This window comes from Bacillus kalamii (assembly GCF_047238185.1).
Taxonomy (GTDB): domain Bacteria; phylum Bacillota; class Bacilli; order Bacillales; family DSM-1321; genus Bacillus_AD.
The window spans coordinates 2,507,714-2,521,322 of the sequence record NZ_JBDFMI010000001.1 but is presented as its reverse complement, the minus strand read 5'-3'; the positions used below and the strand labels follow the sequence as shown (position 1 = coordinate 2,521,322).

11 protein-coding genes are annotated in these 13,609 nt (G+C 42.3%); 6 read left to right on the top strand and 5 right to left on the bottom strand.

Annotation, left to right across the window (positions count from 1 at the left end; translation table 11 throughout):
- Nucleotides 1–77 precede the first annotated feature (77 nt).
- The 3 genes from ABC357_RS12470 (at nucleotide 78) to ABC357_RS12460 (ending at nucleotide 5,910) form a co-directional block, all read left to right on the top strand.
- Entirely contained in the window at nucleotides 78–3,260 is a 3,183-nt protein-coding gene (locus ABC357_RS12470; RefSeq protein ID WP_412887817.1) for an efflux RND transporter permease subunit, read from the top strand.
- Between the two features lie 30 nt (nucleotides 3,261–3,290).
- The gene (locus ABC357_RS12465; protein ID WP_412887816.1) at nucleotides 3,291–4,835 is read left to right on the top strand and encodes an aldehyde dehydrogenase family protein; all 1,545 of its coding nucleotides are present in this window, start codon (nucleotides 3,291–3,293) and stop codon (nucleotides 4,833–4,835) included.
- Nucleotides 4,836–5,130: 295 nt separating this feature from the next.
- Nucleotides 5,131–5,910, top strand: a complete 780-nt coding sequence (locus ABC357_RS12460; protein ID WP_412887815.1) for a TerC family protein — start codon at nucleotides 5,131–5,133, stop codon at nucleotides 5,908–5,910.
- A 46-nt stretch (nucleotides 5,911–5,956) separates the two neighbouring features.
- On the opposite strand, the gene ABC357_RS12455 is transcribed toward ABC357_RS12460, so the two are convergent.
- Nucleotides 5,957–6,763 carry a GNAT family N-acetyltransferase gene (locus ABC357_RS12455; protein WP_412887814.1) on the bottom strand — a complete coding sequence of 269 codons (807 nt, stop codon included), beginning with the start codon at nucleotides 6,761–6,763 and terminating at the stop codon, nucleotides 5,957–5,959.
- 211 nt (nucleotides 6,764–6,974) lie between these two features.
- Nucleotides 6,975–7,163: an alpha/beta-type small acid-soluble spore protein gene (locus ABC357_RS12450; RefSeq protein ID WP_412887813.1), complete on the bottom strand. Its 189-nt coding sequence runs from the start codon at nucleotides 7,161–7,163 to the stop codon at nucleotides 6,975–6,977.
- Nucleotides 7,164–7,368: 205 nt separating this feature from the next.
- Between ABC357_RS12450 and ABC357_RS12445 the strand changes: the two genes are divergently transcribed.
- The 3 genes from ABC357_RS12445 (at nucleotide 7,369) to ABC357_RS12435 (ending at nucleotide 10,583) form a co-directional block, all read left to right on the top strand.
- Nucleotides 7,369–8,607 (top strand): NAD(P)/FAD-dependent oxidoreductase, encoded by a 1,239-nt coding sequence (locus ABC357_RS12445; RefSeq protein WP_412887812.1) that lies wholly within the window; start codon nucleotides 7,369–7,371, stop codon nucleotides 8,605–8,607.
- Nucleotides 8,608–8,718: 111 nt separating this feature from the next.
- A complete protein-coding gene (locus tag ABC357_RS12440) occupies nucleotides 8,719–9,048 on the top strand; it encodes a phage holin family protein (protein ID WP_412887811.1) in 330 nt (109 codons plus the stop codon).
- A gap of 182 nt (nucleotides 9,049–9,230) precedes the next feature.
- Nucleotides 9,231–10,583 (top strand): TrkH family potassium uptake protein, encoded by a 1,353-nt coding sequence (locus tag ABC357_RS12435; RefSeq protein ID WP_412887810.1) that lies wholly within the window; start codon nucleotides 9,231–9,233, stop codon nucleotides 10,581–10,583.
- Between the two features lie 169 nt (nucleotides 10,584–10,752).
- Here the strand turns inward: ABC357_RS12435 and qoxD are convergent, their stop codons facing one another.
- The 3 genes from qoxD to qoxB are packed head-to-tail and all read right to left on the bottom strand — an operon-like array spanning nucleotide 10,753 to nucleotide 13,584.
- Entirely contained in the window at nucleotides 10,753–11,034 is a 282-nt protein-coding gene (gene qoxD, locus ABC357_RS12430) for a cytochrome aa3 quinol oxidase subunit IV (protein WP_412887809.1), read from the bottom strand.
- A 1-nt stretch (nucleotide 11,035) separates the two neighbouring features.
- Nucleotides 11,036–11,632: a cytochrome c oxidase subunit 3 gene (locus ABC357_RS12425; RefSeq protein WP_412887808.1), complete on the bottom strand. Its 597-nt coding sequence runs from the start codon at nucleotides 11,630–11,632 to the stop codon at nucleotides 11,036–11,038.
- Complete coding sequence (qoxB, locus tag ABC357_RS12420; RefSeq protein ID WP_412887807.1) at nucleotides 11,629–13,584, bottom strand: cytochrome aa3 quinol oxidase subunit I; 1,956 nt, start codon at nucleotides 13,582–13,584, stop codon at nucleotides 11,629–11,631. The genes ABC357_RS12425 and qoxB overlap by 4 nt, the downstream gene beginning before the upstream one ends.
- Nucleotides 13,585–13,609 lie beyond the last annotated feature (25 nt).

The following is a 13,609-nucleotide window of genomic DNA, read 5'->3' as shown; positions in this document are numbered from 1 at the left end:
GCCTGTCAAGTATAGTAAAAGAGAGAAAGCCTGTTGCCCTTTACATAGAATATGTCTAGAGAAAGAGGAATCATTTTATGAAATTAAGTGCGTTTTCTATCAGAAGACCGGTATTTACAGTTGTCACCATGATATTTGTCCTTCTGCTGGGGATTGTTTCACTAATGAATATACCGCTTAAATTAATTCCGGATATCGATCCGCCTGTTGCTGTTGTCGTAACTAGCTATGATGGCGCCGGCCCTGTTGAAGTATCCGAAAAAGTCGGAAAAAGATTGGAATCAAATCTTTCGACACTCCCGGGCTTAAAAACGATGACGTCGACTTCACAGGAAGGAGCCAATTTAATTCTGCTTCAGTTTTCTTGGACAACAAAGCTGGAGGAAGTGGAAAATGATATCATGCAGCGGATTGAATCGACACCTCTTCCGGATGATGCTTCAAAACCGCGCTTTATGAAGTTCGATCCATCTCAGTTCCCGATTGTCCAATTGTCATTGAGTGCGCAAGGAAACCATGTGGACCTGCCTGGGCTTTCTGAGGAGTTGAGGCAGCAATTATTAAAGGTTGACGGCATTGCAAATGTTAATGTATCAGGAGCGTTCGCGAACCAGATAGGCGTTCATTTAAATGACAGCCAGCTTAGAAAATATCGGCTGACACAGCAGGATGTCAGCCGGGCTATTGCTGCCAATAATATAAGTTTGCCTGGTGAAAAGGTACAAGTGGATGGAAAGCAATTGACTACGCGTGTCATCAGTTCCCTGACATCAACGAAGGATATTGAAGCTATTCCTTTAGGTATCGACCCTGTTACGAAAAAGAAAGTTACGGTGGGAGATGTCTCCAGTGTCACGGAAGAAAAGCAGGAGGAAAAAACGATTACAAGGACTAATGATAAACCATCTGTCCTTTTAAGTATCATGCAGCAATCTGATGCAAATACCGCGCAAGTGTCGAAACAGTTCCAGAACGAATTGCGTGCTCTCCTTCAGAAGGATGAGTACAAGGATGTAAACGCGCAACTGTTATCTGATCAGGGGAATTACATTAGCCAAGCTATTGGGAATATTTCAAATACGCTTATCGTTGGCGGAGTATTAGCCATGTTTGTCCTATTTATATTTTTACGAAGTTTGAGAAGCCCGATCATCATTGGCATAGCTATTCCTTACTCGGTCATTGTTACTTTTGTCCTGATGTATTTTTCCGGATTTACACTCAATATAATGACTCTGGGGGCCCTTGCCCTAGGGATTGGAATGCTGGTGGATAATTCTATTGTTGTTATCGAAAACATTTATCGCCATCTTTCCATGGGCAAAGAACCGAAGAAAGCGGCGAAAGAAGGCGCGGCAGAAGTCGGTGGCGCCATTACAGCCTCCACTTTGACAACGGTAGTAGTCTTCTTGCCTGTAGCTTTCATAGCAGGGATTATTGGCGATTTATTCAAGGAATTCGCCTTGACGATTTCCTTTAGTTTATTTGCTTCTTTATATGTGGCGTTAACTGTCGTTCCGATGATAGCAAGCCGTTGGCTGAAGAATCCCGCGAGAAATACGGAAGCACGGCGCAAAGCCTCTTATCCTATGTCATTGCTGCGTACATGGATCCAGTGGTCTCTCAAGCATAGAATGACTGTCTTAATAATGACCGGCCTCCTTTTAGTTGCAGGGCTATTTGGTTTGAAAACTGTAGGGACAGAATTCCTTCCGGCAACCGATGAAGGGAACTTTTCAATAAAAATCCAGATGGAGAATGGTACGTCCTTGAAAGAAACAGAATCAGCTGTTTCGATGATTGAACAACAGCTGAAGAAAAATGAAGATGTGGATGTGTATATAAGTTTAATTGGCACTGATCAAAATGGGGCGTTCAGAGGAACCGCAGAAGGAAATATAGCTGAATTGTCCGTAAAGTTGAAACCGCTGAACAAACGCAATCGTTCTGTTGATGAAGTGGCTGAAGAAGTAAAGAAAAAAGTGGCACCGGAAGTGACTAGTTCATATCCTGGTACTGTTATCGCGTTTTCCCAGCAATCATCCCATGGATCAGCACCACATACGCTTACTTTTAATTTGCGCGGTAGCGATAAACCAAGGCTGCACGAAGCTGCCACGCTATTAAAACAAAAGCTGGAAGAAACCAAAGGCGTTACTGAGGTAGAAACCGATTTGAGCCAAAAGAAGGAAGAAGTCCATATAGCCATTGATAGGAATAAAGCGTTGGAGCACGGTTTGGTTCCTTCCCAGCTTGCTTCCGTAATCAATGAAATGACACGGGGAACTTCAGCCTCGCAAATCGTCAATGAAAAAGGGGACGTCCTGAATATCACTGTGAAGTACAACCGTTCTGAAACAAGTCAGTTGGATGGACTCCGGTCTTTTGCTGTTAAAAAACCGGATGGCACGTTTGTGGAATTGAAAAATGTAGCCTCCTTCTATAAAGAGGAAAGCCCGGCCACAATCGAACGCATCAATAACCAAGATGCTGTCCAATTTACTGTCAAGTATAAGTCGGAGTATACACTTGGCGATATATCATCCCAGTTGGAAAAAGTAATGGATGAACAGGAAATGACCAAGCATTCACAAATCGTTTATAGTGGCGATAAGGAATTATTGGATAGCGGAAAAAAACAGATGGCCTGGGCATTGGTGCTTGCAGTACTATTTGTTTACTTAGTGATGGCCGCCCAGTTCGAATCGCTTAAATATCCGCTTGTCATCATGTTCAGCGTGCCTCTTATAGTGATTGGCGTATCCATTGCATTGACTGTCACTAGAACACCGATTGGGATAACAGCAATGATAGGCCTGATTGTGCTGGCGGGCATTGTAGTCAATAATGCCATTGTCATTGTCGATTATATCAATCAACGGAAGCAGAAGGGGATGCCTGCTTACGAGGCTATTATCACATCTGTTGAAGATCGTGTCCGGCCGATCCTTATGACTTCATTGACCACCATATTAGGATTGGTGCCGATTGCTCTGGCGTTGGGGGAAGGGACGGAAATCAATCAACCGATGGGAATTACTGTTATTGGTGGATTGATCAGCTCGACATTCCTGACACTTTTCATTGTGCCTGTCATTTATAGTTTCTTTGATCGGCAAACGAGAAAAAAAAGAGGGATTCTTCGGCAGGAGAGAGAAAGAGTACAATCGAGAAAAGGCAACGATGAAAAAGAAACAGCAGTAGACAGCACTGAAGAAAATTTAAAAGAACTGAACAGGATAATCCATCCATCAAAATAATAGGATGGACACAATAGGGGAGGGGAAATCATGAAGTCATTGAAAGAGCCATGGAGGGTATACTCGCCAGCAACGGGCGAACAAATTTACACGATGGAGGAAACAGATACAGGGCAAGTGGATTCGATGATGGCTAATGGGAGAAAGGCATTTGGACAGTGGAGTTCATTGTCAGTCGAAGAGCGATTGCCCTATTTTTCTTCTTTGCGGGAAATTCTTTTGGATGAAATGGAACATACAGTAGATGTTATTTCAAGCGATGCTGGAAAAGTTCCTCTGGATGCGCTTGTAGCCGATATAATGCCTGTGCTAGACTTCATTAAATCCTTGGAAAAGGACGCTATAAGCATGCTGGGCAAACAAAAGGTGAAGACCCCCATCCTTTTCATCGGGAAAAAATCGTATATTGAATACATGCCAAGAGGTATTGTTCTCGTTATTTCACCTTGGAATTATCCATTCCAGCTGAGCATGGTGCCCATATTAAGTGCTTTGATTGCAGGCAATGCGGTCATCTCAAAGCCTTCAGAAGTAACGCCTTATGTAGGTAAATACATGGAAGAATTATTCAGCAAGGCGGGATTCCCTGCGGATATTGTGCAATTTGCGCATGGGGGTAAAGAATTGGGAGGAGAACTGGTATCTGCTTCGCCTGATTATATATTTTTCACAGGGTCGGTAGCTACAGGCCGTACAATTGCCTCCCAAGCTGCTTCATCTTTGATTCCATGCACGCTTGAACTGGGGGGGAAAGATCCTATGATTGTTTGCAGTGATGCTTCGGTGGAGAGAGCTGCAAAAGGGGCTATTTGGGGAGCTTTCACTAACAGCGGCCAAGTATGCATGAGTGTTGAAAGGCTTTATGTGGCACAGGATATATACAGTGAATTCGTCCAGGCTGTGTGCAGTGAAGTGTCCAAGTTAACTCAAGGGACATCGAAAGATGATGATATCGGCTCCATGACGTTCCCTAGGCAAATAGAGATTGTGAAAGAACATATTTTAGATGCCTTAAGCAAAGGGGCAGTTTTACAGACAGGCAAACATCCTGATGAATGGGATCAGCAGTCCATGTTTTTGGAACCAATGGTGCTTACTTCAGTGGACGCCAGCATGAACATTATGAATGAAGAAACGTTTGGGCCGATATTGCCTATTGTTCCATTTAATGATATCGAAGAAGCGATTGAATTAGCCAATGATAATCCGTATGGTTTGAATGCAAGCGTCTGGTCTGCCGATATTGCGCATGCTGAATCTATTGCATCACGATTGGTGTCAGGGGCAGTCATCATCAACGATGTCATTATCTCGGTGGCCAACCATCACTTGCCCTTTGGAGGCGCAAAGAACAGCGGCATCGGCCGCTACCATGGAGAAAATGGCCTGCGGATGTTCTGCCATGAAAAATCCATTATGGTCGATAAAGGGAAAAACAACAGTGAAATCCAATGGTATCCCTATAAGGGTAAATACAGTCATTTCCATAGCCTTTTAAAGGCGTATTTCGGTAAACAAAAGAATTGGCCGGCATTTCTCCGCCATTATCTAAACTTGTTGAAAAAGAATAATTAATATTAAAGGTTGCCAACTGGCCAAAAGTAAAATATAATAACGATATAAATAAATACGGTGTTCCTTTTCAAAGGGGAGTAGCATTAGGGCAGTTGCCCTAAAACAAAGTCGTCAGTTCGTGGGTTATACATATTCACCGGCTTTGTTAAACAAATGATTCATTTTTATTTGTTCAGCGAGACCTTTGCCAATGTAAATGATACATGGCAGGGGTCTTTTTATATTGTCTCCAATCCATAATTTAACTCATTACATTTGGCTCGAAAGTAGAACACTAGTAATGGAGGTTGAAGGAATGGAAGCAGCAATATTTTTGGAGTATGGCTGGGTACTGCTCGTATTGATCGTACTGGAAGGAATCCTTGCGGCGGATAATGCGGTAGTTCTTGCAGTCATGGTTAAACATTTACCGCCTGAAGAACGGAAAAAAGCGTTGTTCTATGGTTTGTTAGGTGCTTTTATCTTCAGGATCGGAAGTTTGTTCTTGATTTCTTATCTGGTTAACGTTTGGCAGGTTCAGGCAATCGGAGCTGTGTACTTGATTTTTATCGCGATCCACCATATTTACAAGAAGTATACAAAGAAGGACGAATTGCCTGAGATGGAAACGGGTCCAAAAAAAGGTTCCGGATTTTGGATGACTGTCGCCAAGGTCGAATTGGCGGATATTGCTTTTGCAGTTGATTCCATGCTGGCTGCTGTAGTATTGGCGAAGACATTGCCTGCAACCGGCTGGTTCTCCGTAGGCGACATTGATGGTGCACAATTCATCGTTATGTTCCTTGGAGGGTTTATAGGTGTCGTAATCATGCGGTTTGCAGCCCATATGTTTGTTGATTTATTGCATAAACGACCTAGCCTTGAAACAGCAGCATTTTTCATTGTTGGCTGGGTTGGCGTCAAATTGGCTGTATTTACATTGGCGCATCCGTCTATCGGCATGATTCCCCATGAATTCCCTGAATCCTTATTGTGGAAAGTCATATTCTGGGGTGTTCTGATTGGGATTGTCCTCATTGGCTTCTTTTTCTCTAAAGAGAAGAAAGGGCAAGTGAAGGAAGAAGGAATCGAATAAAAAAGAGGGTTTCCAATCGGAAACCCTCTTTTTTCCATCCGTTATGTTATCCCCAGGTAAATGAATTGTATGCTATCTGCATTCCGGATTTCAGCATGTTACGCATCGAAGTACTGTTATAGGCGGCCTGGGAAACAATAAGAGTACAGCCATGATCAATTGCCGCTTGAAGCCGATGCTTTATCAGGTATGAATGCATCCCTCTATTTCTGTATGGTTTAGCTATAGTGGCAGCTGACAGATAAGCATGAACGCCATTTAAATACATGGCGGCAACTCCGGCAGGGACTGTTTTATCGTATATGATGTATAAATGCCAATGGGACGGATCCAGGCATTTATTATTTTCCATGACTTCATCTGTTAGATAGGAAGGCATACTGAATCCTTCTGTATAAATGGATGCATATGTAGAAAAGTCTATGTCTTTTATAACTTCTTTTATTTCGAAGGCTGATCCATTATCGAATGAATCCATTTTTGGCATTTTGCCGGACATGTACAACACTGTGTGGAAACCAGTTTGCTGCAAGCCAGCCGATCCAATGACAGATAAAGTTGCCGGTGTTACGGTCGCGGGGGAAAGCTCGAACCTAACAGGAATTTGCAAATCTTTATAATGCGTCAAAATGTCCCCCAGTAGGTAACGGTCCTCATCGGTCCAACCTTTTACCACGTTAAAGGATGGGCCGGGCATTTTAATGGAGGAATAAGCAACAGCATGGCCAAATGGTCTAACCGAGATGCCCATTGGATTGTGGTCACGTGCTTCTATTGCCTTCATTTTATTTGTAGTCGCAAGCAAATCAATCTGTTGGAGTGCTATGCTGATTTTTTCTGTGAGGAATGTCACGATCATTCACTTCCTTTCTTGTTTAGTCCTTTTTAAAAATAATTCGACAAATATAATGAAACCCCTTTGCGAAACCTTTAAAGGAAAAGATTGCACTAAATAGACCACCGAGAAGGATAGATGGAATCGGGCCAGTTTGGCTAATCTCGGTGCAAATAAAAGGCATCCATGCAGGATGCCTTTTAAGCCAATAGATATGAAGTTGTATGGTTTATTTTCCTGATAATTGTGACTGTGCTTGTTGGACCAAACGTTTAGTGATCTCTCCGCCTACTGATCCATTTGCACGTGCAGTTGTATCTGAACCTAGAGTCACGCCGAATTCCTGTGCGATTTCGTATTTATATTGGTTAAGCATTTGTTCTACACCCGGCACCAATAACTTATTACTTGAAGACATAGTATAAACACTCCTTTATTTGTTTTACAGAGTTGCCTCTGTAAGCTTAGTATGGTCGCTTTGGGATGTTCTATGAAGCCTCTTTGGTGGCAATCATGCCTATAAATGAAAACACCGATAAATAATGACAGCGTTGAAAAATATGTTTGTTTATCGAGAAAAAAAGGAACTATATAAACTAAGATCAATATAGAGGAGAATGAAGATGGACTTGTCTAGCGGGAAAACATTTTGGGATACAACATTTTCCGGATACTCTTACCCGGAATTAGAGGAAAATCTGAATTGCGACGTTCTGATTGTCGGCAGTGGATCATCAGGTGCCCATTGCGCCTATTTTTTAGCTGATCAAGGATTAAAGGTCGCACTGATCGATAAGCGAGAAATTGCAGGTGGAAGCACCTCATCCAACACCGGCTTGCTTCAATATTCAAATGACAAAATGCTAAGTGCCTTAATACGCACTTTTGGGGAAGAAGCTGCAGTCCGGCATTATAAGCTATGCCTTGAAGCGATTAAGACGTTGAGCGATACAGTTGTCCCATCGCTCGCACAGAATTCGGATTTAGTCATTCGGAAAAGCCTGTATTTCGCATCGCAATTAGAAGATGTGGACAGTTTGAAAGAAGAGTATGATACGCTTCAAAAATATGGTTTTCCGGTTGAGTACTATACAAAAGATATGATTGAAAAGCATTTTTCCTTCAGTAAAGAAGGGGCGATCGTGACCGGAAATGATGCAGAAATCAATCCTTTTAAGCATGCACACCTTTTAATCCATTATGCACATACAAAAGGAACTCTGGTGTTTGAAAGGACGAAAATCAATGGGCGAAAGCGTACGCCGGAGGGGGATATACTATATACCGATAAAGGCTTTGCCATAAAAGCAAAACATATTATTTATGCCACTGGCTATGAAGCACAAGAAGAAGTCCGAGATCCAAATGGGGCGATTGTCAGCTCCTATGCATTGGCCACGAATCCTGTCGGGGATATTAAAGGATGGCATGATAATATGATGCTCTGGGAAACAGCCAGACCATACATTTATGCACGAAGAACAGTCGATGGCAGGATTGTTTTCGGGGGGCTGGATGAAACAACGACCAAGCTGGGTAAGCGTGACAGTATGATCATCCATAAAAGGGATCTATTGATGGAGAAGATTTTTACTATGTTTCCTGAACTGAAGGGAAAAGCAGTAGCGGAATATTATTGGGGAGCCTTTTTTGGAGAAACGCATGATGGACTCCCTACCATAGGGATTTACGAAGATTACCCTAATAGCTATTTCTTAAGGGGATACGGAGGAAACGGGACTGTGTACAGCATCATCCTGTCTCAGATTATCAGGGATTTGATTGTTTCCGGAAAAAATGAAGATGCCTATCTTTATTTGAAAGAGCGTCCAGTGCTTCACCCGGAGGAAAGCGCTGTTTGACTTATAGAGCCACGTTCGGTTTAATTGAAGAAATACGGTGTTCACAGCTCGTTTCATTTTGTATATACTGAATGAAAGAAACATCCATTTCAGTATTAACGGAGGAAGGCTATGTTTATCATCCGATTTTTAATAAGCGGTTTGGCGTTGCTTGGCATTGATTATGTGCTGCCGGGCATTACCATCGAAGATTATAAAACGGCATTGATCGCTGTTTTTATAATTGGCATTCTTAATATTTTTGTGAAGCCGATTTTGCATCTCCTTTCGTTGCCCATCACATTATTGACGTTTGGATTATTTTCATTCGTTATCAATGCGTTGATATTCTTCCTGGCATCCCAATTCATAAGCGGTTTTACCGTTTCTTCATTTTGGGGGGCATTATTGGGGAGCATCCTTCTTAGCCTTGTGCAATCTGCACTGCGTGGAAAAGATTAATATTATGAGCACAACGGCATTCGTCTCAGAGAAGCCGTTGTGCTTTTTGTTTTCAGCGGTTCTTTAGTTCCGGAAAAACGGGTACAGAAATAAAAATGAAGAAGAAATGGACAAACACTCGATAGACAATCTACAATAGAAGGAGTTTGTATTAGTTTCGGGTAAGGTGAGAGGGTTTTGTTATGCAGATATTAAAGAAAAAACACAGAAATCAATTGACTCCTGCTCAGCTTATTGTCATTTTTTATCTCATTGCTGTGACGGTATCGACATTATTGCTGAAGCTTCCTGTAGCGTTGAAGCCGGGTGTTGATTTGTCCTTCGTTGATGCGCTATTTGTAGCGGCAAGCGCTGTGAGTGTTACGGGCCTGACGACCGTGGATCTTTCTGCAACGTTCAGTGTACCGGGGTATTTCATCCTGATGTTTGTCCTTCAATTTGGCGGCATCGGCATTATGACATTAGGGACATTTATGTGGCTGTTATTCAAGAGGAAAATTGGTTTAAAGGAAAGAAGATTGATAATGACAGACCAGAATCAATATTCGCTGTCAGGGCTTGTTGCGTTGCTTCGTCAGGTATTATTCCTGATTATTACGATTGAATTAATCGGCGCACTCAGTCTCGGATTCTATTTCCTGAACTATTTTGGCAGTTGGAGTGAAGCCTTTTTACATGGATTGTTTATGAGCATAAGTGCAACTACAAACGGAGGCTTCGATATAACAGGGAATTCGCTGGTGCCATATGCGAAGGATTACTTTGTGCAATTTATAAATATTGTTCTGATCATTTTAGGGGCTATCGGTTTTCCGGTATTGATAGAAGTTAAAAATTTCCTATCGAGAAGAACAGACCAAACGTTCAAGTTCACTCTTTTCACGAAATTGACTTCGGTGACGTTCCTTTTTTTGATTGTATTCGGTACATTCATTATTTTAGTCTTGGAATCTACTTCGTATTTCAGCGGAAAAAGCTGGCATGAGAGTTTCTTTTATGCTTTGTTCCAATCGGTGTCCACAAGAAGCGGCGGGCTGACCACTATGGATGTCAGCCAGTTCCAGCAGCCAACTCTATTGATTATGAGCGGGTTAATGTTCATAGGCGCCTCACCAAGCTCTGTGGGAGGGGGGATCAGAACGACTACCTTTGCTATCAATATGCTATTCTTGTTTAATTTTGCGAAAGGCAACAGGCATATCACCATATTTAAAAGGGAAATATCCTTGGAAGATGTCCGCAGATCGATGGTTGTTACATTAATGGCCTTCATGATGTGTTCGACATCCATTATCCTTCTGACGGTGACAGAGCCATTCTCACTGACAGAAATTATATTTGAGGTATGTTCCGCATTTGGTACGACAGGGATGAGCATGGGAATCACACCGGACTTGTCCACTTTCGGTAAATTGATACTGATCCTTCTAATGTTTATCGGGCGAATAGGCATTATTAGCTTTCTCTTTATGATAGGAGGAAAGGAAAAGCGAATGGGGTACAGATACCCTGAAGAGCGAGTGATCATTGGATAGGGGCGTTTATTGGCGATTTAGAGCGATAAGCAGTAAAAGAGCCTTCCAGCACGGAAGGCTCTTTTACTATTTATATACTAAGAGAAAAGACAGGGTTATTAATAATGGGCAGAGCGATTGTCTTTGTAAAAAAAGCTTGCAGGAAATATCCCGCAAGCTTTTTTGGTTATTACCAACCCCATACCAATGTGAATAATGATCCAGCAATGGTTACGATTGCTACAAAAATACCATAGCCTAGGTTGACATATACGGAGCTCTTATCTTCAGATTCCCCTACGTGCATAAATAAGAATACTTGGACGCTGGCTTGGAGAATGGCAGTTGTGAAAAGGATTGCCATTCCCGCTCCAAAGGAGACATCAAACCAATATACGAACAAAGCAACCAATGTAAGCACGATCGATGCTAAGAAGCCCATAATATGTGCTACTGGAAATAGCTTTGACATGTTACATCAGTCCTTTCAAGTAAATAAAGCTGAAGATGAAGATCCAAACAACATCAAGGAAATGCCAGTATAAAGAGAAAATGAACGCTTTATTGGCAGTATCCGCATTGAAACCGCGTTTTGCGATTTGGATAAAGATCATCAATCCCCAGAAGAAACCGAATGTTACGTGGGCACCGTGAGTTCCGAGTGTTACAAACAAACTTGATAGGAACGCACTTGTTGAAATTTTTGCACCTTCATCAACATAAGCGAAGAATTCAGAGATTTCAATTCCCAAGAATCCAAGGCCCAGTAGAAGAGTAATGGCAAGGAAAGCAAGCATGGCTTTTTTATTGCCAAGGCGCATAGCGTTGACAGCCAAGCCGATTGTAAAACTACTGGTTAACAGTATGAATGTCTCCCAGATGACTCCGGAAATTTCAAAAATATCTTTGCCGGTAGGGCCTGAGCCAGTACCTGTGTGAAGAATCGCATATACCGTAAACAAAGTGGCAAACAATACAACTTCAGCTGCAAGGAAGACCCAGAAACCAAAGATACGCAAACGGTTTTGTTCTGTACTATATTCAAGCGGTAAGGATGAGTTTATCTTCATAGGGTCTCACCTCTCAATTTTCTTTCCGTCTCTTCCAGTTCTTTAGCTGAAATATGGAATCCGTGATCGATTTGGAATGAACGTGCAATCAATAGGGCGGCAATAGCTACGCCGAAAATGATTGCCGGAGTCCACATGCTGAATACCATGAAGAATCCGAAAGCAAAGAATGCTACAAACAATAAGAATGGTTTAAAGCTGCCATTCGGCATATGAATTTCCTCATAACCATCCTTGAAAACATTGACAAAGCCTTTTTTGTGGTCCCAGAATGCATCAGAATGATCCACTTCTTCAGGGATAACAGGTTGAATGGCAAAGTTGTAAGCCGGAATAGGGCTCGGTGTTGACCATTCAAGTGTTCTTCCATCCCATGGGTCGCCAGTCTTATCTCTAGGCTCATAACGGGCACTCCAGTAGATGTTGTAGACAAGGACGATGAAACCGACTGTTAAACCTAAAGCCCCAATTGTTGCTGTAAGGTTCAAGCCCCAGAATCCAGAATCTGCTGAATATGTGTATTGGCGACGTGCCATACCATCTAGTCCTAAGAAGAATAGAGGAAGGAACGTAATATTGAAACAGATGGCAATCAGCCAGAAACTGATTTTGCCGAGTTTTTCATTCAATCTGAAACCGAAAATTTTCGGGAACCAGAAGTACATGCCGGCGATTACACCGAATACTGTACCAGGAATCAATACGTAGTGGAAATGCGCCACTAGGAACATTGTATTGTGGTATTGGTAGTCAGCACTTGCCATGGCAAGCATAACCCCTGTAATGCCGCCGAACGTAAAGATCGGAATGAAAGCCAGTGACCAAAGCATTGGCGTTGGGAAGGAAATTTTCCCTTTGTGCAGTGTGAACAGCCAGTTAAAGATCTTAACACCGGTCGGCACTGCGATAAGCATCGTTGTGATCGAGAAGAAGCCGTTGACCATTGCGCCTTGTCCCATTGTATAGAAATGGTGGACCCATACAAGGAATGACAACATGGAAATGGCAACCATCGAGATAACCATCGATTTATAGCCGTACAGGTTTTTCTTCGCAAAAGTCGAAATGATTTCACTGAAGATACCGAAGGCCGGCAAGATTACAATATAAACCTCAGGGTGGCCCCATACCCAGAATAAGTTAGCCCAAAGCATGTCGTTACCGCCATTTGCCATGGAGAAGAACTGGGTTCCGAATAAACGGTCAAACATCATAAGTGCAAGAGCTACAGTCAATACTGGGAATGCAAATGCGATAATGATACAAGTGATCAGGGAAGACCAAGTGAACATTGGCATTTTCATCAATTTCATACCGGGAGCTCTCATTTTAAGAATGGTAACGATGAAGTTAATACCCGTCATCAGTGTACCAATCCCCGATATCTGAATCGCGAGACTGTAATAGTTATTACCTACGGTCGGGCTAAATTCATTACTTGCCAATGGGAAGTATGAAGACCAACCAGAGTCGGGAGATCCCCCGATAACGAATGAAATATTGAAAAGCATTGCCCCGGCAAAGAATAGCCAGAAGCTGATTGCATTCAAATAAGGGAAAGCAACATCACGTGCCCCGATTTGCAATGGGATAACGATGTTCATCAATCCCAGAATAAAAGGCATCGCCATGAATAAAATCATGATAACACCGTGTGTGGTGAAAATTTCATTGTAATGCTGCGCGTTCAATAATTTCATATCCGGCGCTGCTAGCTGTGTTCTCATCAATAATGCATCTACGCCTCCGCGGAATAGCATAAGCAGGGCGGAGATAATATACATAACCCCGATACGTTTGTGGTCAACAGTAGTCAGCCATTCATCTTTCAAGTAGCGCCATTTCTTAAAGTAGGTCAGACCCACTAAAATTGCCAGTGTAGCTACAATAATACTGACGTATGCACCATAAATCATCGGACTCATTTCTACTTTAAATTGATCCCAATTCACAGTTTGTAACTCCTTTCTCAATTGC